Annotated in this window: 16 protein-coding genes and 3 pseudogenes; 9 read left to right on the top strand and 10 right to left on the bottom strand. The window is 56.5% G+C overall.

What is annotated here, in order from left to right:
• The first annotated feature begins 9 nt into the window (after window positions 1-9).
• The 3 genes from hpaA to IYV58_RS03515 all read left to right on the top strand — a co-directional run bounded on the left by hpaA (window position 10) and on the right by IYV58_RS03515 (window position 3,355).
• Window positions 10-900: a 4-hydroxyphenylacetate catabolism regulatory protein HpaA gene (gene hpaA, locus IYV58_RS03525; RefSeq protein WP_112167009.1), complete on the top strand. Its 891-nt coding sequence runs from the start codon at window positions 10-12 to the stop codon at window positions 898-900.
• A 361-nt stretch (window positions 901-1,261) separates the two neighbouring features.
• On the top strand, window positions 1,262-2,824 hold the full coding sequence (gene hpaB / locus IYV58_RS03520; RefSeq protein WP_139529232.1) for a 4-hydroxyphenylacetate 3-monooxygenase, oxygenase component: 1,563 nt from the start codon (window positions 1,262-1,264) through the stop codon (window positions 2,822-2,824).
• A gap of 18 nt (window positions 2,825-2,842) precedes the next feature.
• Window positions 2,843-3,355: a 4-hydroxyphenylacetate 3-monooxygenase reductase subunit gene (locus tag IYV58_RS03515; RefSeq protein WP_004128595.1), complete on the top strand. Its 513-nt coding sequence runs from the start codon at window positions 2,843-2,845 to the stop codon at window positions 3,353-3,355.
• Between the two features lie 84 nt (window positions 3,356-3,439).
• On the opposite strand, the pseudogene IYV58_RS28565 reads toward IYV58_RS03515, so the two are convergent.
• The 6 genes and pseudogenes from IYV58_RS28565 to IYV58_RS03485 all read right to left on the bottom strand — a co-directional run.
• Window positions 3,440-3,577: pseudogene (locus IYV58_RS28565) on the bottom strand (filamentous hemagglutinin); the annotation flags it as partial.
• 293 nt (window positions 3,578-3,870) lie between these two features.
• Window positions 3,871-4,269, bottom strand: a complete 399-nt coding sequence (locus IYV58_RS03505) for a DUF6896 domain-containing protein (protein ID WP_004128589.1) — start codon at window positions 4,267-4,269, stop codon at window positions 3,871-3,873.
• 1 nt (window position 4,270) lies between these two features.
• Entirely contained in the window at window positions 4,271-4,909 is a 639-nt protein-coding gene (locus IYV58_RS03500) for a ParB N-terminal domain-containing protein (protein WP_170101013.1), read from the bottom strand.
• 105 nt (window positions 4,910-5,014) lie between these two features.
• Window positions 5,015-5,233 carry a hypothetical protein gene (locus IYV58_RS03495; RefSeq protein WP_004128582.1) on the bottom strand — a complete coding sequence of 73 codons (219 nt, stop codon included), beginning with the start codon at window positions 5,231-5,233 and terminating at the stop codon, window positions 5,015-5,017.
• Window positions 5,230-6,111 (bottom strand): annotated as a pseudogene (locus IYV58_RS03490) (VENN motif pre-toxin domain-containing protein); the annotation flags it as partial. The gene IYV58_RS03495 and the pseudogene IYV58_RS03490, both read right to left, overlap by 4 nt.
• 749 nt (window positions 6,112-6,860) lie before the next feature.
• Window positions 6,861-7,175, bottom strand: a pseudogene (locus tag IYV58_RS03485) (tyrosine-type recombinase/integrase); the annotation flags it as partial.
• A 35-nt stretch (window positions 7,176-7,210) separates the two neighbouring features.
• Here IYV58_RS03485 and IYV58_RS03480 point away from each other — a divergent pair.
• Window positions 7,211-7,318: a SymE family type I addiction module toxin gene (locus tag IYV58_RS03480; RefSeq protein WP_142445307.1), complete on the top strand. Its 108-nt coding sequence runs from the start codon at window positions 7,211-7,213 to the stop codon at window positions 7,316-7,318.
• Window positions 7,319-7,363: 45 nt separating this feature from the next.
• On the opposite strand, the gene IYV58_RS03475 is transcribed toward IYV58_RS03480, so the two are convergent.
• The 3 genes from IYV58_RS03475 to IYV58_RS03465 form a co-directional block, all read right to left on the bottom strand.
• The gene (locus tag IYV58_RS03475; RefSeq protein WP_195729429.1) at window positions 7,364-7,678 is read right to left on the bottom strand and encodes a hypothetical protein; all 315 of its coding nucleotides are present in this window, start codon (window positions 7,676-7,678) and stop codon (window positions 7,364-7,366) included.
• Entirely contained in the window at window positions 7,675-15,570 is a 7,896-nt protein-coding gene (locus IYV58_RS03470) for a two-partner secretion domain-containing protein (protein WP_227676890.1), read from the bottom strand. The genes IYV58_RS03475 and IYV58_RS03470 overlap by 4 nt, the downstream gene beginning before the upstream one ends.
• Before the next feature lie 88 nt (window positions 15,571-15,658).
• On the bottom strand, window positions 15,659-17,341 hold the full coding sequence (locus IYV58_RS03465; RefSeq protein WP_195729428.1) for a ShlB/FhaC/HecB family hemolysin secretion/activation protein: 1,683 nt from the start codon (window positions 17,339-17,341) through the stop codon (window positions 15,659-15,661).
• 502 nt (window positions 17,342-17,843) lie between these two features.
• On the opposite strand from IYV58_RS03465, the gene IYV58_RS03460 reads away from it, so the two are divergent.
• From IYV58_RS03460 to IYV58_RS03440, 5 genes are all read left to right on the top strand, one after another.
• Window positions 17,844-19,994: a carbon starvation CstA family protein gene (locus tag IYV58_RS03460; protein WP_004128574.1), complete on the top strand. Its 2,151-nt coding sequence runs from the start codon at window positions 17,844-17,846 to the stop codon at window positions 19,992-19,994.
• 109 nt (window positions 19,995-20,103) lie between these two features.
• Window positions 20,104-20,307, top strand: coding sequence for a YbdD/YjiX family protein (locus IYV58_RS03455; protein WP_004108577.1), 204 nt, complete (start codon window positions 20,104-20,106; stop codon window positions 20,305-20,307).
• A gap of 11 nt (window positions 20,308-20,318) precedes the next feature.
• Complete coding sequence (gene yjiA / locus IYV58_RS03450) at window positions 20,319-21,275, top strand: GTPase (RefSeq protein WP_004128572.1); 957 nt, start codon at window positions 20,319-20,321, stop codon at window positions 21,273-21,275.
• A 348-nt stretch (window positions 21,276-21,623) separates the two neighbouring features.
• Window positions 21,624-22,169, top strand: coding sequence for a YfaZ family outer membrane protein (locus IYV58_RS03445; RefSeq protein WP_004098290.1), 546 nt, complete (start codon window positions 21,624-21,626; stop codon window positions 22,167-22,169).
• Window positions 22,169-22,489 (top strand): hypothetical protein, encoded by a 321-nt coding sequence (locus tag IYV58_RS03440; RefSeq protein ID WP_004128569.1) that lies wholly within the window; start codon window positions 22,169-22,171, stop codon window positions 22,487-22,489. Before IYV58_RS03445 ends, IYV58_RS03440 begins: the two co-directional genes overlap by 1 nt.
• Before the next feature lie 45 nt (window positions 22,490-22,534).
• Here the strand turns inward: IYV58_RS03440 and IYV58_RS03435 are convergent, their stop codons facing one another.
• On the bottom strand, window positions 22,535-23,905 hold the full coding sequence (locus IYV58_RS03435) for an NAD-dependent succinate-semialdehyde dehydrogenase (RefSeq protein ID WP_004128567.1): 1,371 nt from the start codon (window positions 23,903-23,905) through the stop codon (window positions 22,535-22,537).
• Between the last annotated feature and the right edge of the window lie 397 nt (window positions 23,906-24,302).

Genomic DNA, 24,302 nt, shown 5'->3' with positions numbered 1-24,302 from the left:
GGAGCCGCTATGTGCCAGAGCCCTGTTACCAATATCGATATGAATAAAGAGTACGATGAGAGTCTGGGGACGGAAGAGGTGCATTATCAATCCTTTGCCCGGATGGCGGAGTTCTTTGGCCGTGATATGCAGGCGCACCGCCACGACCAGTATTTTCAGATGCACTTTCTCGATACCGGGCAGATTGAGCTACAGCTCGACGATCATCGCTATTCGGTGCAGGCGCCGCTGTTTGTCCTGACGCCGCCCTCGGTGCCGCACGCTTTTATCACCGAGTCCGATAGCGATGGTCACGTGCTGACGGTGCACGAGGATCTGGTCTGGCCGCTGCTGGAGGTGCTCTATCCCGGCACCCGGGAGGCCTTCGGCCTGCCGGGCATCTGCCTGTCGCTGGCCGATAAGCCCGATGAGCTGGCGGCGCTGGCGCACTACTGGCGGCTGATTGAACGGGAATCGACGTCGCAGCTGCCGGGGCGGGAACACACCCTGACGCTGCTGGCGCAGGCGGTATTCACCCTGCTACTGCGCAACGCGAAGCTTGACGATCATGCGGCCAGCGGGATACGCGGCGAGCTCAAGCTGTTCCAGCGTTTTAACCAGTTGATCGATAGCCACTACCACCAGCACTGGACGGTACCAGATTACGCCTGCGAGCTGCATCTGACCGAATCCCGGTTAACCGATATTTGCCGCCGCTTCGCCAACCGACCGCCCAAGCGGCTGATTTTCGACAGGCAGTTGCGCGAGGCCAGGCGATTACTGCTCTTCTCCGACAGTACGATCGGTGAAATAGCCTGGCAGCTGGGCTTTAAAGATCCGGCCTATTTCGCCCGCTTTTTTAACCGCCTGACGGGCTGTTCGCCGAGCGCGTTCAGAATGCAAAAAGTACCGGTGTCTTAGGATCGTTCCCTGGACGGCGCGGCGAGTCGGCAGCCGTCTGAAAGGCGGTAGCCCGGGCAAGGCGCGCCAGGCGCCACCCCCGGGAGCAGAGCGCAGAGTCGCTGAATTTCCCGGAGACGAGGCCGCGCATCTGTCCGGGGTACAAATTCAAAACCCGCCCCGGCTTGTTGTCGGTTCACCGGGGAGCCAGGCAGGAAAATAGAAAAACCAACCCCGATCACATAACCCAACCCCGCCTGAAAAGTACCGACCGTTGACCTAAAAGTCTCTTCACGAAAGGCGCGTTAACCGCTTCAATTGAACAACAAAAACAAAACATAAATTTAACATCACATTCCGATTAATACTGAAGAGGTCACCTATGAAACCTGAAAATTTCCGTGCAGACGCTAAACGCCCGTTAACCGGTGAAGAGTACCTGAAGAGCCTGCAGGACGGCCGCGAAATCTATATCTACGGTGAACGCGTTAAAGACGTGACCACCCACCCGGCGTTCCGCAACGCCGCCGCCTCCGTCGCTCAAATGTACGACGCGCTGCATAAACCCGCGCTGCAGGATACCCTGTGCTGGGGCACCGACACCGGCAGCGGCGGCTATACCCACAAGTTCTTCCGGGTGGCGAAAAGCGCCGATGACCTGCGCCAGCAGCGTGACGCCATCGCCGAATGGTCGCGCTTAAGCTACGGCTGGATGGGCCGCACCCCCGACTACAAAGCCGCCTTCGGCTGCGCGCTCGGCGCCAACCCGGCGTTTTATGGTCAGTTTGAACAGAACGCCCGCAACTGGTACACCCGCATCCAGGAAACCGGTCTGTACTTTAACCACGCCATCGTCAACCCGCCGATCGATCGCCATAAGCCGGCGGACGAAGTGAAAGATGTTTATATCAAGCTGGAAAAAGAGACCGACGCAGGGATCATCGTCAGCGGCGCGAAAGTGGTCGCCACCAACTCGGCGCTGACCCACTACAACATGATTGGCTTCGGCTCGGCGCAGGTGATGGGCGAGAACCCGGACTTCGCGCTGATGTTTGTCGCGCCGATGGATGCCGAAGGCGTTAAGCTTATCTCCCGCGCCTCCTATGAGCTGGTCGCCGGCGCCACCGGATCGCCGTACGACTATCCGCTCTCCAGCCGCTTCGACGAAAACGATGCGATCCTGGTGATGGATAACGTCCTGATCCCATGGGAAAACGTGCTGATTTATCGCGATTTCGATCGCTGCCGTCGCTGGACGATGGAAGGCGGTTTCGCCCGCATGTATCCGCTCCAGGCCTGCGTACGTCTGGCGGTGAAGCTCGATTTCATCACCGCCCTGCTGAAGCGCTCGCTGGAGTGCACCGGCACCCTGGAGTTCCGCGGCGTACAGGCGGATCTCGGCGAAGTGGTAGCCTGGCGCAATATGTTCTGGGCGTTGAGCGACTCGATGTGCGCCGAAGCGACGCCGTGGGTTAACGGTGCGTATCTTCCGGATCACGCCGCGCTGCAAACCTATCGCGTGATGGCGCCGATGGCCTACGCCAAAATCAAAAACATTATTGAACGCAACGTCACCAGCGGCCTGATCTATCTGCCGTCCAGCGCCCGCGATCTCAACAACCCGCAGATCAACGAATATCTGGCGAAATACGTGCGCGGATCGAACGGCATGGATCACGTCGAGCGTATCAAGATCCTCAAATTGATGTGGGATGCCATCGGCAGCGAGTTTGGCGGTCGCCACGAACTGTACGAAATCAACTACTCAGGTAGCCAAGATGAAATTCGCCTGCAGTGCCTGCGTCAGGCGCAGAGCTCCGGCAACATGGACAAAATGATGGCGATGGTGGATCGCTGCCTGTCCGAGTACGACCAGAACGGCTGGACGGTGCCGCATCTGCACAACAATACCGATATCAACATGCTGGATAAGCTGCTGAAATAACGGCAGCGGGAGGTCACAATGCAATTAGATGAACAACGTCTGCGTTTTCGCGATGCCATGGCCAGCCTGTCGGCCGCCGTTAACGTCATCACCACCGAAGGCGAGGCGGGCCGCTGCGGAATCACCGCCACCGCGGTCTGTTCGGTGACCGATACGCCGCCGTCGGTGATGGTTTGTATCAACGCCAACAGCGCGATGAACCCGGTATTTCAGGGCAACGGCAAGTTGTGCATCAACGTGCTAAACCACCAGCAAGAGGAGATGGCGCGCCACTTCGCCGGCATGACCGGGATGACGATGGACGACCGTTTCGGCCTCAGCTGCTGGCAAAAAGGCGAGCTCGGCCAGCCGGTGCTAAAAGGCTCACTGGCGAGTCTCGAAGGCGAGATTAGCCAGGTGCAAACCATTGGTACCCACCTGGTGTATCTGGCGGAGATCCGCAATATTACCCTGAGCCCGCAAGGGCACGGCCTGGTTTACTTTAAACGCCGTTTCCACCCGGTGATGATGGAAATGGAAGTCGCGGTGTAATGGCTTCGCCTGCCTCTCCCCGGATAACGGGGAGGGGCAACACAGATTCGCGTTAGCGTTCCTGCTGTGCAAACTGTGTCAGCGCTGCACCGCGTGCGCGTTCAGCTTACCCTGCGTCACCAGCACATCACTCACCTGGCGCCCGATTTCACCTGTCTTCTGCGCCACCGCCAGCCGGTTCTGCTCTTTTTCCTTGCCACATAGCGGGCTCAAGTCCTGATTCGGACATTCCGCATTCCACCATCTGCTACAAGTTCTACTGCCTGAATTGACTGACAGGATGCCGATCCGGATCCGGGTGACACCGAACTGCATCATCATCACAGCCAGAACACCCGCGAGTTGTACGGCTGCGCCGAGGCACTGGGCGTCGCAGGTGTCAACCGGATAAAGATGCTCCAGTAACAGAAGACCCTCTCCGACGCGCTTCACGACACCGACGATCTGCTGGTGATCAAGCGAGGAAACAGACATTTATCGGGAGTATAACGGTTTACAACAAGGCCCCCGGCCATTCAGGCCGGGATTTCTTTTAACCGGTATAATTTATCCGATATTTTCTCTAATTCACCTGAGATAACCATCTCATTCAAAAGCGCCTCAAGCTGGTTTTCATCATCAAGCGAAAAGTACTGTAGTAATCGCCATGTATCAACCAATTCAGGACAACTTATATTATTATGTACATCAACCACTTTGCCAGTATGTGAACCTTCTATAAAGAACCTGATCCCCTTTCCATGTTTGGAAAAACTCCATACATCCCCATTAATATGAACATGTCCATTTTTGGGAAAATCTAATAACCACTCAATGTCTTTTGCCATTGGATAGGTTTTAAATAAGGCTTTAACCAGCTCACTCTGAAGTAGAAAAAATCTAATAACTTCATCTTTATCAAAAACACTATTCATTTCAGTACCTCACCCTTGCTTCAGTGGCTTCACGCAGTAATTGATCACCTTGCTCTTTTGTAACAGGGTGAACTCTGACGGGGATATCTTTAATACCTGCCTTTCTTGCGACCTCGGCTCTATGATGACCATCGATAATGATCATTTTGCCGTTTACAATAGCGACATCAACGGGCTTATCAACTTTATAGCCATTTGCTTTCATATCCTTTGCTATGCGTTTTACCTGAGAACCTGACATTTCATTACTATTCTGTCGGCTTATTAATGAGCCAGGATTAACATTCTTAGTAACTACTTGTGTTGTTGATGCTTTAGCTCCTTTCGTTCCACTCATAGCTAATGGGAGAGTTGCCGCCATCGCCGTTGCGAATTCCTCCCTGATTCCCATCGCCTCAAAGCGTTTTTTCCAGCCCTCGCTCGCCATGATGCCACCGGCTTCCTGACTCAGCGTATAAACTGGTGCCATCGCATACCTGAAATCATTCGGCAGCGTACCATCAGCAGCCATGCGCCTGATTGTGGCATCAAACACTTCCCACTGCTCAACCAAATAACCATACTTCTGTTGACATTGCTGAGGGTTGATTGAACACAGAGTTGCTATTTCTTGCTGCTGCTCTATGTTGAGGTTGATCATATCCCTGACAACGTTCTCGCAGCTGGCTGCCCTCGCAGTTTCTGGCTCTTTGCGCAAAACCATCAAGCTGATTCACACTCAGCGCATTATTCTCCACAACAACTATTAAAATCCTTTAACTTCAAAATGGCGAAGCAGAGCAAGTCCTATTCCCATTATCCCCCCTCCACCGGCCCCTACTTTCAGATAGTGCCATGCTGATGCCAGTTCAAAGTTAAAATTGCCAAGCATTACGTATTCAACGATAAGTAAAAAAATATATGCAATTTCAGCTAAAAGTATCCCTGCCAAAATTGAAAATAAAGCGAAAAGGATATTGATCATTTTTCATCTCCATTACTACCTGGAGATGAAATTTTCTCGATTCCTTTACCTGTTATTTCAGAGAAAATAGAACCGCCTAAGTCACCAAAAGAACTGGGTACCTTACTTGGTTTCATTTCTTTTGAAAGGCCATAATCTCCTTTCACTTCAGTAAACTGTCTCAGATCAGCATTAAACTTCGGATCCCAACCACCTTTCCACCAGTTTGCTCCAGCATTAACGCCCCATGAGAGCCCTTTACCAATACCATAGCCAATGCCCGAACCGACACCATTGATAAGTGCACCAGACAGTGGATCTTTATTGTCAATCCAGTTCCCCAGCGCGCCACCCGCCGCATTCCATCCAACAGTACCCACCAGACCATTTCCCATGCTGATAACGTTTACCCATCCAGCAATAGCCGCATTTGCCGGATCTATCGTACCATCCGCCAGATAACTGATGCCTGCATTCGCACCGGCTCCAAGACCCCACATAGCCTGAGCTCCGCCCGGTAACAGGGCAACACTACCTTTAGCCAGCGCCAACCCTATGGCATCTCGTTCATTCATTGCTTTCTGACATGCAGCCCCACTCGGATTGTCTGAACAGCTCGCCATATCGACGCCGTGCTGGCGTATCCATGCAGCCTGAGCATCTTCACTACCGCCGAGTAAATTATTCTCAACCGCGTTCTTCCCGGCCTGCGCCCCCGCCACCGCATCCCCGCCGCTGCCTCCGCTCAGCCCCCCCATCAGTCCCGCCGCCAGCGTGCTCAGCGCGCTTATCGTCGACTTCTGCTCATCCGACAGCTCTTCTGTCTTAACATCCGGATAATATTCCGCCGCTATCCAGCGCCCCAGCAGTTCGCCGCTCACTGCGCCCGCGGCCCCCGCATCATAGCAGCGGCGTCAGCCGCTGCCATTACCCTTTTTATTAACCGCCTTTCCCTGCCTGACCGGTTTTTATCGATAACCCGTGAACGCTGCACAGCTTGCCTGTGCGGCGGGCGCGGGTTGACCGGAGCGCGAACTGGTAGGGTTCGCAGGTAGACGCTGTAGCAGGGAGGCCCCCGGCGGGGGCCGCACGGGGCGGAGATGGCGAGCACGGGGACGAGCAAGGAGCGTAGCGACTGCGAGCCGCGCACAACCAGTGCAGCGGGGTTGGGGCGGGGGCGAGGTGAAGCTTTTAAGCGGAGGCCGCAGGCCGACTGCCCCTGTGGGGTTTGCTGATGGTTACACCACTGCCGCAGAACGGCACCGGGAGCCGCAGGGATGCGGCGACCTGCGGGGCTGAGGAAGAACGCCGTTGCCGACAGCAGAGCGAACGCCAGTGAGCTGTGCGCTGCGCAGGGCTGCGGACTCACCTGCGGGGGCGCACGACATAATGCGGATTGTACGAAGACGTGCCGCACGGCGCGGCTTCGTTCTGCTCTGAAGCTCACCGGCGCGGCTGCGTATAATCCCCCGCATTATGTTTAATGACCGTGACCCGGCTGCACTGAACGGCTATATGCGGTACTGCTCACGTCGGGGCGCGGCCATTGACCCCCGCGCACGCCGCTGGCAGGGGCAGGCTGCCGTCATGGACGGCGGCGGCCTGCCTGCACCATCCCCTGTGGCCTCACAGGGAACGTCCGCTAACTTTACGGGCTCTCCGGCGGCTCCGCTGTTCCGTCCTGCTCCGCCGGATGCGTTGAGGCATGCACCGCCGCCAGCGCCCGGATGCTCACCTGCGTGTAGATCTGCGTACTCTCCACGCTCGCATGGCCCAGCATCGCCTGGATCCACCTTAAGTCCGCCCCGTTCTCCAGCATCTGCGTCGCCATCGCGTGGCGGAACAGGTGGCAGCTTCCCCATCTGGCCAGCCCCGATGCCCGGATATACGCCCCGACCACGTTGGTGATGCCGTTGGCCTGCAACCCCGCCAGACCGTCCGTCGCCACGAACAGCGCCTTACACGCCGGGTCTACCAGCATATTCCCGCAGCCCCAGCCTGCGCCTGAACGGCAACTGGCTGGCAGAGGCGGGATTCAGCACCGACACGCCGGTCATTGTCAGCGTTGAGCCGGGAAGGCTGGTGATCGAGCCGGTTAAGGGCTGACGGGTAAAAAGACGATCCCGGCGCTGAGCTCGGGATCTTTTGCAGTTAATAAAAATCAGGATCTACCAGACCTTCAGCTTTCACGATTTCAAGGAAGCGTTTATAGGCCGTTTCATCCAGTTCAAGAAGATCGTCCAGTAGCTTTTCTTTAATTAAGGCCCAGTGGTAAATACCATATCCACTATTTTTAAAATAGATACTGTTATATTTCATCTCAGATTCAACAATTTCTACTTCTCTAGCTGAAAAAGCAGATAACCCACCATAATTTTTAGGCATCCCTAAAAAATTAACATCACCACCAATAAAGTAAACTGCATATACATCAACAACTTCACCATCTCTCTCTTTTATTTTCATTTTACTCTATCCTTTATGCTATTTATTACATCTTGAGGATCTGGTTGAACTCGCTGGGGTGTAGTGATTTTCATATCATAGGCCTTACCAGTTACTGCGTTGTACTGGTAATGCACAGTTATAGTGGAACCATCAGAGAGTTTCTGTTTTGCTTCCATTTTTTGGAATCCTGCTGACATAGGGAACCGAGGATCGTTATTCATACCATCCAATCCCCTACCAATTGTTGGATTATCCTTCACCTGATTCCACAATAATTGCTCATTCAAATCCCTCGGCGCTGTAAATTGCTTACCCGGTTTCGCCGTCGATATTTTCTCTGCGGCACTTATCAGAATTTTGTTATCGATGATACCGGCAGCTTTACCTGCCAGCGACAATGCTTTTTCTGCCGGGATCGACGTCAACAGCGCCAGCGCGTAGTCCTTCGCTTCTTCCGCTGCCAGCAGAGCCATTACCGTATCCGAACCAGGGTTATTACTCAGGATGGCTTTGATAATGTCTGCGCTTTCCGGCAAATCACCACGCACAATATCCTGTAATCCAGCCTGAACCTGCTCCGGCGAAAGGTTGTTGTCCTGGGCATATTTCACCCAGGATGTAGCTGCCTGTCCGGTTTCCGTCATCCCTTTCGGCAGACTCAGCGTATTATTCTCAACCGCGTTCTTCCCGGCCTGCGCCCCCGCAACTGCATCCCCGCTGCTGCCTCCGCTAAGCCCCCCCATCAGTCCCGCCGCCAGCGTGCTCAGCGCGCTTATCGTCGACTTCTGCTCATCCGACAGCTCTTCTGTCTTAACATCCGGATAATATTCCGCCGCTATCCAGCGGCCCAGCAGCTCGCCGCTCACTGCACCCGCGGCCCCCGCCAGCGCGCTGTTATTTCCCGATGCCGCCGCTATCGCTCCCCACACCGCGTGCGCCATCGCATTGGCTTCCACATTCACCTTACCCGTCGCGCTGTCCGTCGTCTGGCTGTGAATGATTTCCGCCACATACGGACTCACTGCACCGCTCGCCGCCTGCGCCAGGTTGCCCCCCGCCAGACCCTGCATCGCCGCCGTTACCGCCTGCGCCACCTTCTGGTACTTTCCGCCCGTATCGTAGTCCGCCATCGCCTTCCGGCTCACCTGCGCGCTGATTTGCTCCTCGCTCGGGCTGGCATTCCCTCCCGCTACCAGCTTCTCCCGCGCCGCTGCCCGCGCAGCCGGGTCGCCCTGCGCCGCCTGCGCGTTCAGCTTGCCCTGCGTCACCAGCACATCACTCACCTGACGCCCGATTTCACCTATCTTCTGCGCCACCGCCAGCCGGTTCTGCTCTTTCTCCTTATCAAATATCGGACTCAGCGTCTGGTTCGCATGCGCCGCATCCCGGCTTAACTCCGTCACGTCCTGCTGCTGACTCGTGCCGTCGCGAATTACAATACTGCCCTCGCTCACCGCCGCCCGCGTCAGCGAACTGTCGCTGCCGCTGCCGTTCGCCCCCATCAGCAGACCACTGGACGCATTCCCGAGGAACTGCCCCGCCACGCTACCGCTCGTGCTCGCCCCCGCGCTCTGCTGCTCCACGCTGTACTCGGCAGAGTTTTTAATATCCCGGAAACCCAGCGTCCCGGTATCCAGCCGGTTCAGCTCCGCCGCCGCCGTGCTCGCCAGCACGCTGCCATTCAGCTGCGTATGCCCGCCCACCTTCACATCAAAACCGCCCTCGCCGGCAAAAATCCCCGTCTGCGCCTCCACCGACGCCCAGGTGCTGTGCATTTTGCTCTGGCTCAGGTTGAGAGAGCCCGAACCGCCGCCCATGCTGCCGCTCGCCCCCACGCTGCCGCTACGCTGCTTCGAATCGTAGTTATCGCTGTCCTGCTCGCTGCTCAGCGTCAGGTTACGCCCGACGTCCATTGTCACCTGATGGCCGCTCACCTGCGCCCCGGTCAGCGTCGTATCGCGACCGCTGACGATAGTCATCCGCTCACCGGCGCTGAGGGTCGTTTCGTTATGCGTCAGGCTGTTGCCCTTCTCATGGCCCTTCGCGGCGTTGGCGCTGGCGCTGACCGTCAGCCCATTCGCGCCCTGACCAAAGTTAATACCGACGCCAAACGAACTCCCATGGCTCTCGTTTTTACCGCTCAGGGTGCTGGCGTTCTCCGCAGAGAATAAATTCACATCGCGCGCGGCATTGAGTAACGCGCTGCCGCCGGCCTGCAGATGGCTGCCCTCAACGTTGATATCCGTCTCAGTGGCGATAATGCTGAGATTGGTGCCGGCCATCAGGCTACTGCCGCGGCTGGTGTTCTGCGTTTGTCGCTGAGTGGATTTCGATGACTGGCTACCCCAGGAAAGGTTGACCCCTATCATGCTCTCCGGACTGGAATCCGCAGTCTGCATCTGCGATGCCTGATACGCCTGTACGCCCGATAATGCCGACTGCAGCCCGCTCAGCGCGGCGAGACGACCATTGCTCTCGGTGCTGGCCTGGTTGGCGCTGGAAACCGCGGTATTAATGGCGCTGCCCACCATCCCGGATAACGCCAGCGTCAGGCCGCTGGTTTTCTGCTCCACGGTATGGGTCTGGGTGCTCTGGTGTTCCGCTGCCAGAATATTCACGGTTTTACCGGTCAACGCCATATTGTTGCCGGCCACCAGGTCAGATCCCTGAACCGTCAACACATTACCGGCGCTCAGGCTAAGGTTGCCCTGTGAGCTTCCGACGGTACTGGCGGCGCTACTCAGCGTTGTCGTCGCGTCGGTGGCTTTCAGCGACGAACTGCCGACGCTGAAGCCAACACCGCCGGTGCCGGAAAAGCCGCTATGTTTCTCTTTACGTAGATGGTTTTCCTGGCGACTCTCCTCGGCGGTGGCGATGGTCAGGTTACGCCCCGCCACAAGGTTGACCTCCTGGGTACCGGCAACACCGCTGCCGGATACCAGCAGGTCGCGCCCGGCCTGCATCACAATACTGTCACCGCTAAAATTGCTGCCGATGGCGTTCTGCGCCCACACTTCATCGTGAGTGGTGAGCGAGCGGCGAGCCAGCAGGCCGCTGCTGCTTTGATGGCTGTTTTCCATCAGATGCCATGAGGACTCGCCGCTGCTGAGGTTAATGTCATTGCCGGCGGCAACCGTCAGGCTGCTGGTTGCCGTCACGCTGGCGGCGCGGGCATTCATATCGTGGCCGGCGGACAGCGCCACCGCGCCGCCGTTAATTTGCGTGCCGATATCGCTACGCTGGGTCAAAGAACGATCGTTGCCTTTCCCCCAATTTCCGCTTTCGCTGTGGGTGGTAGCGAGCGTCTGCAGGTTGAGATCGTTGCCGGCGATAATCTGCGTCTGGCTGCCCGCCGCGCTGTTACTCACCATGCTTGCCGTCAGATTAATGTTATGTAGCGCCTGCAGCCCCAGCTGGCCGTTTTCATTCTGGACATAAATCCCCGCAGGCCGGTCGAGGCTGACATTACCTGAGCCGCCGCCGAGGGTGCTGGCGCTGTTGATATCACGCCCGGCTTGCGCGTTCAGGCTATCGCCGCCCTGCAGCGTTCCGCCAATATTGTTGATATCAGTACGCGCGTTTAGCGTGAGCTGGTTGCCGCCGATATAGCCGCTGTTATGAATGTTTTCCGCGGTTAGCTGCGTTACGCCGCGGCTGAGGATGTGCCCGCTGTTGGTCACATCACGGCTCACACTGAACGCCACGTTTTCACCGCCGAGCAACGCGCCGCTGCCATCAAGATCGCCCGCTTTAAGCCGCGCATAAACCTGCGGCACCAGCACCTGTTGCACAGAGCCATCCATTAGCGTGACCTCTCTGGCAACCAGCCAGACCATATCGCTGGTCAGCAGCGCCATCTGCGCTGGCGTCAGCGCTACCCCGACCGTCAGGTTGTACTGTTTGGCGAAGGCGACGCCCGCGTCTATCAGCGCCCGGTACTGCTCTTCATCGTTACTGTAGCCCTGCAGGTAGCGCCCGCCGCTCAGTTTAACGATCTGCTCACGCACCAGCCGCTGTTCGTAATAGCCGTCGCCAAGCCGCTTCATCGCCTGATCAACGCCCAGCTGATTTTGCATGTAGTCGCTGGCGAGCCACGCTTTACCGTTGGTAAAACGCGGATCGGTTTCCACCAGATAGCCCGCAGTAGCCTGCGGATCGATCTGATACAGGCTGCTGACAGGAAGACGGGTATCCGGCGTGACGACGCGAATAACCGTTCCGTCAGCGTTAACCGGCGTCACTTCCACCAGTCGTCCGGCGGGTAGTTCACCTGTTTCATCGGCGCGATCGCGCGGGGTAATCACACCGCTATGGCCATCAATTGGGGTATTGCCCTGCCACTTCATGGTTTGCAGATCGATAGTCTGAACCGTTGGCGTCGGTTCATATTCGCTGCTTTTTTTCCCCTGGCTGGTTTTGGTGCCGCCAAACGGGCGGCTGGTCTTTTTTTCATACCAACGAGTCTGGGTGCCGACGTCGGTGGTCACCCGTTTACCGGTCGTGGCGACATTGTTTAGTTCGCCAATCACGCCACCAAGCGCTCCTCCGGCGATAATCTGGCTGTCGTAGTTATTCAGCTTATCGCTGTTGATGATGAGCCGGCCGCCGGAGAGGATTTTGCCGGGATCGCTTTCCACCACCTGCGTTTCCACAACGGTACGCTGGTACTGATATTCATAGAACTCATCGCCGCGGCTACCGTCCGGCATGATGGCGTCGTGAACGCCGTATTTGTTTTTATAGCTGGTATCGACCAGCGACCAGTCGAAGCGCTGTACCGATCCTTTCAGCGCCGCTTCATGGCGCCATGACTGCTCGACCATCACATCTTTCGTCACCAGATGGTCGTTGTAGTTATTGATTTGTTGGATATCGAGCGCCATATCACCGGCGGACTCAAGCGTTGCGCTGTGGTTATTAAAGACTCCCGCCCGGCCGCTGAGCGAACCGTCTTCGGCAAGTAGGCCGCCAATGGCGAGCGTACCGTCGCTGAAGATCAGCGCGTGATCCTGGTTATTGAGCGTGCCGACGCCCATTGCCAGCGATGCTCGTGCAGCAATCGTCGCCGCCACGCCGTTCTCCGCGGCGTTAGTCAGCGTTGCCGCCTGCAGCGCGACGGCGTCGCCGTACAGGCGCCCGCTACCGATATTGGTTAACGTCGTGGCGACAATATGGGTTAAACCACCGTCAATCAGCCCCCGATTGACTAACTCGCCATTAACCGTCGAATGGTTCTCGCCAGCGCTGATTTCACCTTCCTGACGGTTATCCAGCTTCGCCACATAGAGATTGAGCGCCTGGCCAACGCTGATAACCCCCTGATTAATCAGCGCCAATCCGGAGAGATTCCACTGCAGGTTGCCGTTGGCGATGATCATCCCGGCGTGATGAAACGCCTGACGCAACGTTAGTGACATATCGCCTTGAGAGAGCACCTCGCCATCGCCGCTGAGGGAATCTGCATCGAGAATAAGTTTGCTCGCGGCCAGTAGCGTCCCGCCCGTATTAGCCAGCGCCAGGTTGACGCCTGCTATATCCAGAGCGGCGGCGGAGACGATCTGCCCCTGCCGGTTATCCAGCCCCCGATTGTGGATGGTGATGTTCAGGTTACCGCCGGACTGCAGTTCTCCCTGACGGTTATCAACAGCGGCGCTGTGAATACGCAGGACATCAACGGCGGTAATTGTGCCCTGCTGATTATCCAGTAAACCGCTCGTCTTCAGGTTGACGCTGCCCCGCTGCGCCGAGCCAACCTGCCCGTGACGATTGTTAAGATTTTCAGCCTGTAGCCGGATGTCGCCGCTGGCGATGATATTCCCCTGCGAGTTATCCACCCCATGGCGCGCAGTGAGCTGAACGTCGCCCTGCGCCGCGCTGATTTTTCCGCCATGGTTGGTCAGATTGTCGGCATCAAGCTTGATATTGCCATTTGCGGCAAGAACGCCTTCGCGGTTATCCAGCCCCCCTTCAGCGCTCATGGCCAGGTCGCCCTGCGCCGCAATCAATTGCCCCTGCTGGTTCCGAAGGCTTGCTACTTGTAGAGAAAGGCTACCGCCAGCAACGATATTCCCTTGTGAATTTTCCAGCTCATGACGCGTAGTGAGCTGGGCATTGCCTTGCGTCGTACTGATTTTACCGCTGCGATTATTAATGTTATCGGAGTACAAAACGATATTGCCGTTAGCGGCAATAGTGCCTTGGCCGTTGTCCAGCACGCCATCGCTGGTAATAGACATGCCGCCGCTGCCGGTATGCAACAGCGTTCCGTTTTGATTGAGCAACTGGCTGGTGCTGAGCGTCAATGCATGGCTGTTGCTGGCAATCTCTCCGCCGTGGTTATCCAATCCCGCGCGAAAATCAAGGCGTAGATCGTCCCCGCCCGTGTGCTGGATTACGCCCTGCTGGTTATCCAGCGCCATTGCTTTCAGCTCAAGCTGGCTGGCCGTCAACAGGCCACTGTGGTTTTTGAGTTTACCGCTGGCGGCCAACTGGAGTTTTTCGCTGGCCGCCACCACCGCATCTCGGGTTGTGATATCGCCGGACGCGGCGCTGACCACGATCCGCGCCCCCGAGGTTCGACTATTATCAAGATCCACCGCCCTGCCCTGCGCCGTCAGCGTCCCTGCCGCCATATTGCGGCCATTCAGCGCCAGCGAAGTCTGGCTATTCAGCGTCAGCGCGCCGCTGCTGGCGGAAGAACCATCGCTATTTAATCCGGCGGCGAGCGTGCTGTTTTGCACGCTACGCAAAGCGTTGGCGGCAATCCGCGTATCACCTTGCGCGGCGATAATGCCGTCATTGGTTAGCGTCGCGCTGGCCGTCACCAGGCTATCTTTTCCGGCGTACAGCTGGCCCTGGTTGTGAAGATCGCCCTTAACGGACAGTTGCAGATTCTGCGCGGACTGAATCATGCCGCTGTTGCTGAGCGCGCCATCAGCGCTGATTGCTACGTCCCCCGTCGCCGCGCCGATATTGCCGGCATTGTGAACGCCTACGCCGCGCTCGGTACCGACAAGACGAATTTTATGGGCGTACATCCCGCCCAGCGCGCTGACGTCTATCGCCACCGCTGGCGCCGCACTGCCGTCGGTTGATTTTGCCGTCGTCCGACTGTGCGCCGCATCGATCTGATTACGCCCTGCTGTGACCTTTAGCTCCTGCGCCCAAACCCCGGCGTTGATTTTCACCGCGCGGGCGAGCAGGTCGGTGCTGTCTACCGAGCTCGCATCAAGCCCGCCGCCCTGTACGATAATTTCGCCGCGATTGACATCGTAACCGCTAATCTGCCCGTTGCTGTACTGCACCTGACCTGTCGTCAGCGTCGCGCGGCTGGCATTGATAAACCCGCAGCCGTCGCAGCTAATTCCGCCAGGGTTAGCGATCACCACCTGCGCTTTCTGCCCGGCAACCTCGATATAGCCATTCAGCCGGCTCGGATCACGGGTATTCACCTCGTTGAGGATCACTCTGGCTTCCCCTTTCGCCAGATTCGGGTTACCGGCGACCATCCCGGCCAGTTGGGTTGAAGTGCTGGCGTGGCTGTTATTCAGCACCACGCCGCGCCCATCGACGTCAAACTGGCTGTAGACGTTGCGCGAAACGCCTGCGCCGCTCGGTGTCTGAATATTGACCTGCGGCGTGCCATTGGCGCTATTGACGATCTGCGGTTGCTGGCCGCCAGGCGCAGGGTTATCGGCGACAATCGCTGCCTGAACCGGGGTGAGACAGGAAAACGCGAGCAGAAAGCCAAAGGCCAGCGGCGCCAGGGTGGACGTCAGCGTCGACCCGGTTCGCGCGTCGGCGCCGGATTGCGGCGACACGCCCGCCCGATGAGAGTGGGTCGTTTCCGCCACTACCATCAGCATCCCGCGAGCCTTATTAAATACGATTCGATAAAAGCGTTTATTCATTGCCGTTACTCGTCATCCGTTGTCCACCGCGGCGCGGAAAATCATCCCTGTGCGCAGCACGCGCCGCCGGACGGCGCGTGAGTAAAAGTCAGTAGCTCCAGCTGACGCTGAAACCAAAAGTTGCCGGTTCGGTTTTAAAACCATCGGGTTTGTCTAAAGGGATACCGGCGAACAGGTCGTAGCTGGCGCGTAGGTACTGGCCGCGCAGCCCTGCCACGCCTCCGGCGAGGTGTTTGCCCACCAGCGTTTCACTGCCTGCGCCGCCGACTTCGCCGTAATCCGCTCCCAGATAAAACTCCTGCCCCGGTAACGGGGTCGACCAGGCGATATCGTTACGTACGTACCAGCCGTGGCTGGCGGTCAGGGTGCGCTCGCCGTCAAAGCCGCGAACCGTCCAGCGGTTGCCGATGGAAAACATATCCGGCGAAGTCAGCGCCGTGCTGCTCATCTGCCGCTGATAGCGACTGGTAAAGCGAAAACGTTGCCCGCCCAAGGCAAAAGGCAAATTGAGCTGAGCATTAAATTGCAGGATCTTGCTGAGGGCGGTTGCTTCCCCCCACTGCTCTTCCGGCGCGGGTTGAGCGCCGAACCAGCGGGTACCGCGCTGGTAGCTCACTCCGCCATCGAGAGTGGCGTTGCCAAGGTAATGGCGATGCTGCAGACCAAGCTTCCAGGCCGCCGTTTGCCGCCGCTGGACGGCAATCTCGGTGTCGTTAATAAAGTTCTGCTGCTCGCGGGCTAACACATCGGCGCTAAGAGTGGTCTTCTGACTACCGCTACGGTGCAGTACGCGGCTAAGCTGGAAATCAACGTTCTTGCTTTTACCGCTGTACTGGTAATCGCCGTTAGCCCCCGCCACGGTTTGCACGTAATCGTACTGGCTGGCGGTTAACAGGAACTGCCAGTAGCCCAGCGGGACCGAATAGTGGCCGGTCAGGTTCTTCGAGGATTTACCGCCGTTGCCATCGAGGTTATGTGAACCGGAAAGGTAAAAAAGATCGCTTAAGGCTAGCGGGTTATCCAGTGACAGCGTCAGGTTCCCCTGATAACGGCCGGTGGCATTAGAGCCGGAATCATCGAGCGAGGCGTCGACGCGCCAGAAGCGCTCCTGTTGGCGGTTAATGACAATATCGCTTTGCCCCGGCATCTCGCCCGGAACAATTTCCATGCTGGCCTGTACCGTCGGCAGGCGCTGCAGATTTTCCAGCCCCTGTTCAATATCGCGCAAATCCAACAGTTTCCCATCAGTCGCCGGAAATGCGCTCGCCAGCCACAGATAATCATCGCTCTGCGCCGTAAGCCTGGCTTCACGGATATATCCCGGCATCACTACCAGGCGTAAAACACCGCTTTTTAAGTCCTGCTGCGGAGCAAGGATCCGGCTGGTGATATAACCGCGGTCGATTAATATATTCTGCAATTTGGCCATCAGTAGATTTATTCCCTTTCCTCCCAGACAACGCCCAATCACTTTATTTTTCTGGCGCTGGAGCGGAAGCCAATGCGGTAAGGCTTCGGCGCCCTGCAAAATAACCTGAGAAATAGCAAAGCAAGGTTGTTCTCCGGGAAATAGCCCATCATCGACATTTATTCCTTCCGCGGATAAATGAATATCCGGTGACGGCGGCGCGATCTGACTTTCCAGGGCTTGCTGGCGCTGCTGCTGGTTGATGAACTGCTGCTCACGTACGGTATCCGCAGGCGCGGCGTACCCCCACACTGGCAGCGCAGAGATAATAAAAACCTTATGAATTAAACTCCATTTATTCATTATTTTTTAAGCCAGGGCTATCCATGTCGATGACAAGCATTCAATAATGGCAATTAAATACATGCGAACGCACACAAATATCAACTCATATTAATAAGGCAATCACCGCAATAATAATTCAACGGCGAATTCATCAATGGCGGGATATTTTTATTGGATCGGTGAATATATTTCAGTAATAAAGGTGAAATGTGAATTCATTACGAAATGAGAATAATGAGTTTGAATTGATATAATCTGCCGCTGGTATGACTCGTGCCACACCACAAACCCCTGTGATCTCAATCACATATTTTCCTCCTGCTCACTTCATAGCCAACCGCTTACCCCGGCTAGCGACCGCTTAACCCCGCATATAACCACTCACCGATTTACCCAACTTTACGCACACGGCGTTCTGGCAAGATCGGAGCCAGCATAGCTAATCAATACCTCCACCAACCCAAACACAAAACCAGACGGCTTCGGCCAATTATTAATCTAATTAACGCCAGGTTTTACTATGGATACCAAAAAACTACTCAAGCACATACCTTGGGTGATTCTCGGAATCATCGGGGCATTTTGCCTCTCAGTCGTCGCTCTGCGCCGCGGTGAGCACGTCAGTGCGCTGTGGATCGTGGTGGCGTCGGTTTCCGTCTACCTCGTCGCCTACCGTTATTACAGCCTGTACATCGCGCAAAAGGTGATGAAGCTCGACCCTACGCGCTCTACGCCAGCGGTCATAAACAACGATGGCCTGAACTACGTCCCGACCAACCGCTACGTGCTGTTCGGCCACCACTTTGCCGCTATCGCTGGCGCCGGTCCGCTGGTAGGGCCGGTGCTCGCCGCGCAGATGGGCTACCTGCCGGGTACCCTGTGGCTGCTGGCGGGCGTCGTGCTGGCCGGGGCGGTGCAGGACTTTATGGTGCTGTTTATCTCCTCGCGGCGTAACGGCGCCTCGCTGGGAGAAATGATCAAGCAGGAGATGGGTCCGGTGCCGGGTTCCATCGCGCTGTTCGGCTGCTTCCTGATAATGATCATCATCCTCGCAGTGCTGGCGTTAATCGTGGTGAAAGCGCTGGCGGAAAGCCCGTGGGGCGTATTCACCGTCTGCTCGACCGTGCCGATTGCCCTGTTTATGGGTATCTATATGCGCTTCCTGCGCCCTGGCCGCGTGGGTGAAGTTTCAGTTATCGGTATCGTGCTGCTGGTGGCATCCATCTGGTTCGGCGGCATCATTGCCCACGACCCGTACTGGGGCCCGGCGCTGACCTTTAAAGACACCACCATTACCTTTACCCTGATTGGCTACGCGTTCATCTCCGCGCTGCTGCCGGTATGGCTGATTCTGGCGCCGCGCGATTATCTGGCCACCTTCCTGAAAATCGGCGTGATCGTCGGCCTGGCGCTGGGGATCGTTATCCTCAACCCGGACCTGAAAATGCCGGCAGTGACCCAGTACATTGATGGTACCGGCCCGCTGTGGAAAGGCGCCCTGTTCCCGTTCCTGTTTATCACCATCGCCTGCGGCGCGGTCTCTGGCTTCCACGCCCTGATCGCCTCTGGTACGACGCCGAAGCTACTGGCCAACGAAACCGATGCCCGTTTTATCGGCTACGGCGCGATGCTGATGGAATCTTTCGTCGCTATCATGGCGCTGGTTGCGGCATCGATTATCGAACCGGGCCTCTACTTTGCCATGAACACCCCACCGGCTGGCCTCGGCATCACCATGCCGAACCTGCATGAAATGGGCGGTGAAAACGCCGCGCTGATTGCCGCGCAGCTGAGGGATGTCACCGCGCACGCGGCGGCGACCGTTAGCTCCTGGGGCTTTGTGATCTCTCCTGAGCAAATCCTGCAAACCGCGAAAGATATCGGCGAACCGTCGGTACTGAACCGCGCGGGCGGCGCGCCGACGCTGGCCGTGGGTATCGCTCACGTATTCCACAAAATCATCCCGATGGCGGATATGGGCTTCTGGTACCACTTCGGTATTCTGTTTGAAGCGCTGTTTATCCTCACCGCGCTGGATGCCGGTACCCGTGCAGGCCGCTTTATGCTGCAGGATCTGCTGGGCAACTTCGTGCCGTTCCTCAAGAAAACCGACTCGCTGGTGGCCGGTGTTATCGGTACCGCGGGCTGCGTCGGCCTGTGGGGCTACCTGCTGTATCAGGGTGTGGTCGACCCGCTGGGCGGCGTGAAGAGCCTGTGGCCGCTGTTCGGCATCTCTAACCAGATGCTGGCCGCCGTGGCGCTGGTGCTCGGCACCGTGGTGCTGGTCAAAATGCAGCGCACCAAATATATCTGGGTCACCGTGATCCCGGCCGCTTGGCTGCTACTGTGCACCACCTGGGCGCTAGGTCTGAAACTGTTCAGCACCAACCCGCAGATGGAAGGCTTCTTCTTCATGGCGCAGCAGTACAAAGAGAAGATCGCTTCCGGCGGCGAACTGACCGCGCAGCAGATTGCCAACATGAACCATATCGTGGTGAACAACTACACCAACGCGGGTCTGAGCATTCTGTTCCTGGTGGTGGTTTACAGCATCATTTTCTACGGCATCAAAACCTGGCTCAACGTGCGCAACAATAAAGTGCGTACCGACAAGGAGACCCCGTACGTGCCGGTACCGGAAGGCGGCGTGAAGACCTCTTCCCATCACTAAACCTTAATGCCGGATAGCGCTACGCTTATCCGGTCTACACAAACGAATGTTTGTAGGCCGGATAAGGCGCTAGCCGCCATCCGGCTTTATTCGTTCTCTGGGACTCACAATGTTTGGTAACTTAGGTCAGGCAAAAAAATACCTCGGTCAGGCAGCGAAAATGCTGATCGGCATTCCGGATTACGATAATTACGTCGAGCATATGCAGACTAACCATCCGGACCAGCCGTACATGACCTACGACGAATTCTTTCGCGAACGCCAGCAGGCCCGCTACGGCGGCGACGGCAAAGGCGGCGTACGCTGCTGCTAATGGAGGCAAACATGGCACCGATTGCAGTTACCCTGTTAACCGGTTTTCTTGGCGCCGGTAAAACCACCCTGCTGCGCCATATCCTGAACGAACGGCACGGCTTTAAAATTGCCGTTATTGAAAACGAATTTGGCGAAGTCGCCATCGATAACCAGCTTATCGGCGATCGCGCCACGCAGATTAAAACTCTGACCAACGGCTGTATCTGCTGTACCCGCTCCAACGAGCTGGAAGACGCCCTGCTCGATCTGCTCGACAGCCTCGATCGCGGAGACATCGCGTTTGACCGGCTGGTGATCGAATGCACCGGCATGGCCGACCCCGGCCCGATCATTCAGACCTTTTTCTCTCACGATGTGCTGTGTGAACGCTACCTGCTGGATGGGGTGATTGCGCTGGTTGACGCGGTGCATGCCGACCAGCAGATGAATCAGTTCACCATCGCCCAGTCGCAGGTGGGCTATGCCGATCGCATCCTGCTCAGCAAAACTGACGTGGCGGGCGACAGCGACAAGCTCCGCGAACGGCTGATACGAATTAACGCCCGCGCGCCGATTTACAACGTCACCCACGGCGATATCGACCTGAACCTGCTGTTTAACACCAGCGGCTTTATGCTGGAAGAGAACGTGGTCAGCAGCAAACCGCGCTTCCACTTTATGGCCGATAAGCAGAACGACGTGTCGTCTATCGTAGTGGAGCTGGATTATCCGGTGGATATCAGTGAGGTGTCGCGGGTGATGGAAAACCTGCTGCTCACCTTTGCAGAACAGCTGATGCGCTATAAAGGGATGCTGTGGATCGATGGCGAGCCCAACCGCCTGCTGTTCCAGGGCGTTCAACGGCTATACAGCGCCGACTGGGATCGGCCGTGGGGCGATGAGCGGCCGCACAGCACTCTGGTATTTATTGGAATACAGCTTCCGGAAGATGAGATTCGCACCGCATTTGCGAGCCTTCGCAAGTAGCCACGCAGCTTATCCCCCTCTTCGGGAGGGGGAGTGCGCGAATGAAATGTAAAATTCTGTTCTTATATGTAACAACAGAAATGTTTTTGGAAATAATTAGAAAGGCAATTATTGCGTCAACAACCGATTTTTCTCGCCCGTTCAGCGAATATTTAGCCAAAAGATTCAACTCACGCTCAACGGCTAAAGATTAGCCATTGACTCCGCAGTAAAAACAACTAACAAACAACACAAATAAATATATCTAATAACAAAATTAGCATAAAACAGTCATCGCTAGCTGATTTGCAGTCATAAAAATCGATTGTTAAGGTGCCCTCCGCGTAATGTAATGATGAGGCATAAAACATGAAAAAGCTGAATATCCTTCTTCTCTCGGCGTTGACTGCCGTCTCGGGATCCGCGCTCGCGATGGGCGGCACCGTTGAGCAGGGCAAGAACTTCACCAACCTGAATCTGGAAATGGGGAAATCCTCCTCTGGCCTGTATGTGGAAAGCAACTGGCTCAAAAATACCGATGACGGTACCCAGACAGGCGGCGTCGGCGCGGGTTATAACCTGGAACTCGGCCCGGTGATGTTCAACGCCGGCGCGAAAGCCATCTACCTCGGCCCAAAAAAAGGCGATAACGGCGTAGCCTTTCCCATTGGCGGCGGCGTCAATGTGGCCCTGACCGACAGCATTCATCTCTATGGTGAGGGCTATGCCGCACCGGAGGGCCTGAACAACAGCGTCAAAAACTACGTTGAAGCCAACGGCGGCGTAAGCTGGACGCCCATCACCCCGGTGACGCTGAAAGTGGGCTATCGTCATGTCAGCGTCGACGGCAAAGATGGCCGCCCGGGCCACACGCTGATCGACGGCGCCTATGTCGGCGGTGGGGTTACCTTCTGATGAACAGCCGCTTCGCCGCGCTTTGCGTTTTGAGCTTCACCATGCTGCTGTCAGGCTGCGTCCAGTACAAATGGGTGAAGCCGGGCGTCAGCGATACGGAGATGAATAAAAAGCTCACGGAATGCGAAGCGCAGGCGCTGATCGATCTCCCCCCGGATAACGTCGTTACCGGTTCAAGCTCGGAAAAAACGGACAAAAAGAACAAGAAAAAGGATATTTCCACCAGCTATACGGTTGAGGATGCCAATGAGGGGCGCAGAGATACGCTCGTCGACAGCTGCATGTTTAAGAGCGGCTGGGATAAGATTGAAGTTCAGTGAACACAAAAAAACCTGCCGGATGGCAGGTTTTTGTCTTTCACGCCGTTATTTATGCACGACCACCAGCTTCTGATTCACAAACTCTTTAATCCCGAGATCGGAAAGCTCGCGGCCAAACCCGGAACGCTTAACGCCGCCAAACGGCAGCTCCGGCGCGGTATCGGTTAGCCAGTTGATATAGACCATCCCGGTTTCAATCCGCGAGGCCATGCGTTTCGCTCTTTCGATATCCTGGCTGAATACGGCTCCGCCAAGGCCATAGTGCGAATCGTTAGCCAGCTTCACCACCTCATCGTCATCTTTCACCACGTAGATTTGCGCAACCGGGCCGAAGAACTCTTCGAAGTAGGCCGGGTTATCGCGGGTAATACCGGTGAGTATGGTGGGCTCGAAAAAGCTGCCCTCACGCTGCACGGGTTTACCGCCCAGGTGCAGCTTCGCGCCGTTTTTCACCGCGTCACTCACCTGCCTGGTCAGTGTGTCCAGCGCATCTTTTGAGGAGAGCGGCCCCAGCGTCGTGCTCTCATCCAGCGGATCGCCGATTTTCACCTGACGGAAGGCCTCGGTAAACTGGTTCAGGAACGAGTCGGCAATTTTTTCATGCAGGATAAAGCGCTTCGCCGCGGTGCACACCTGGCCTGCGTTGTTGAGCCGCGCCTGCACGCCGATCTTCACCGCCTTCGCCAGATCGGCATCGTCCAGGACCACAAAGACATCGTTTCCGCCCAGTTCAAGCGTCGCTTTCTTGATGTGTTTAGCCGCCTGCGCCGCCACCACGCCACCGGCTTTTTCCGACCCGGTCAGGGCCGCACCCTGTACGCGATCGTCGGCGATAATCTTCGCCACCTGATCCTGAGAAATAAACAGGTTAGTCCACGCCCCTTCCGGCGCGCCGGCTTCACGTACCAGGTGGGCGAAGGTTTCCGCACAGTGCGGGACGATGCTGGCATGTTTAGCGATAACCGGGTTCCCCGCCGCCAGGTTCGGCGCCAGTACGCGCATAAGCTGGTAATAAGGGAAGTTCCACGGTTCTACAGCCATCAACACGCCGATAGGATGGTGTTCAACCCAGGCTTCGCCCAAATCTGACGGATACTTCACCGGCGCCAAAAACTGTTTGGCGTTGTCGGCATAGTAACGAGCAATTTGCGCGCACAGCTTCACTTCACCGCGGCTTTGCTCAATCAGTTTGCCCATCTCCTGGCTGGCGATTTTAGCCAACTCTTCAACCCGGCTGTCGATCAAGTCCGCCAGTTTATGCAGTACCGGCAGGCGCTGGTCAATATCCCCTTTCGCCCACGGCGAATGATAAAGCGCATCCGCCTTCTGCAGAGCCGCTTCTACGTCCGCGTCACTGTGTGCCGGAAACTCTTTAATAAGCTGGTTATTGGCAGGATTCACCGTCTGATAAGCCATATCGTATGTCTCCTTGTTATCGCTGTTAACGCAGTCATAAATACCGCACAGGATATTAAGGGTAGTCGAGATAGCTGAGGATGCGGCCAAACTCAGAGAGATACAGAATTTTCCAGAAATGAAACAGATCGCCCTATCGGCATATATCGCTCAGAAATAAAAACTTAATATCAATGAGTTAGTGAATAACGGCCCGAATGTCCGCCTCAGACAAACCGGTAATTCTCAGCACCGTTTCCAGGGCCATACCTTCGGCGAGCATCGTTTGAGCAATACGCAGCGCTTCGGCCCGCAGCCCCTCCTAAACGCCCTCAAGTCGACCTTCCCGCTTCCCCTGCCTGCGCCCCACTTCGCGGATAAATTTCCCCAACCGAAGCGCTTTGCCCGAGTGAATCAG

Origin of the sequence: Klebsiella sp. BDA134-6 (assembly GCF_015601345.1) — a bacterium.
Taxonomy (GTDB): domain Bacteria; phylum Pseudomonadota; class Gammaproteobacteria; order Enterobacterales; family Enterobacteriaceae; genus Klebsiella; species Klebsiella grimontii.
Note: the sequence above shows the minus strand (reverse complement) of the source record. Positions and strands in the feature narration are given on the sequence as shown.

What these genes read in the sequence shown, in the direction of transcription:
- hpaA (WP_112167009.1), top strand. Translation starts at nt 10, where the DNA reads ATGTGCCAGAGCCCTGTTACCAATATCGATATGAATAAAGAGTACGAT.
- hpaB (WP_139529232.1), top strand. Translation starts at nt 1,262, where the DNA reads ATGAAACCTGAAAATTTCCGTGCAGACGCTAAACGCCCGTTAACCGGT.
- IYV58_RS03515 (WP_004128595.1), top strand. Translation starts at nt 2,843, where the DNA reads ATGCAATTAGATGAACAACGTCTGCGTTTTCGCGATGCCATGGCCAGC.
- IYV58_RS03505 (WP_004128589.1), bottom strand. Translation starts at nt 4,269, where the DNA reads ATGAATAGTGTTTTTGATAAAGATGAAGTTATTAGATTTTTTCTACTT.
- IYV58_RS03500 (WP_170101013.1), bottom strand. Translation starts at nt 4,909, where the DNA reads ATGATCAACCTCAACATAGAGCAGCAGCAAGAAATAGCAACTCTGTGT.
- IYV58_RS03495 (WP_004128582.1), bottom strand. Translation starts at nt 5,233, where the DNA reads ATGATCAATATCCTTTTCGCTTTATTTTCAATTTTGGCAGGGATACTT.
- IYV58_RS03475 (WP_195729429.1), bottom strand. Translation starts at nt 7,678, where the DNA reads ATGAAAATAAAAGAGAGAGATGGTGAAGTTGTTGATGTATATGCAGTT.
- IYV58_RS03470 (WP_227676890.1), bottom strand. Translation starts at nt 15,570, where the DNA reads ATGAATAAACGCTTTTATCGAATCGTATTTAATAAGGCTCGCGGGATG.
- IYV58_RS03465 (WP_195729428.1), bottom strand. Translation starts at nt 17,341, where the DNA reads ATGAATAAATGGAGTTTAATTCATAAGGTTTTTATTATCTCTGCGCTG.
- IYV58_RS03460 (WP_004128574.1), top strand. Translation starts at nt 17,844, where the DNA reads ATGGATACCAAAAAACTACTCAAGCACATACCTTGGGTGATTCTCGGA.
- IYV58_RS03455 (WP_004108577.1), top strand. Translation starts at nt 20,104, where the DNA reads ATGTTTGGTAACTTAGGTCAGGCAAAAAAATACCTCGGTCAGGCAGCG.
- yjiA (WP_004128572.1), top strand. Translation starts at nt 20,319, where the DNA reads ATGGCACCGATTGCAGTTACCCTGTTAACCGGTTTTCTTGGCGCCGGT.
- IYV58_RS03445 (WP_004098290.1), top strand. Translation starts at nt 21,624, where the DNA reads ATGAAAAAGCTGAATATCCTTCTTCTCTCGGCGTTGACTGCCGTCTCG.
- IYV58_RS03440 (WP_004128569.1), top strand. Translation starts at nt 22,169, where the DNA reads ATGAACAGCCGCTTCGCCGCGCTTTGCGTTTTGAGCTTCACCATGCTG.
- IYV58_RS03435 (WP_004128567.1), bottom strand. Translation starts at nt 23,905, where the DNA reads ATGGCTTATCAGACGGTGAATCCTGCCAATAACCAGCTTATTAAAGAG.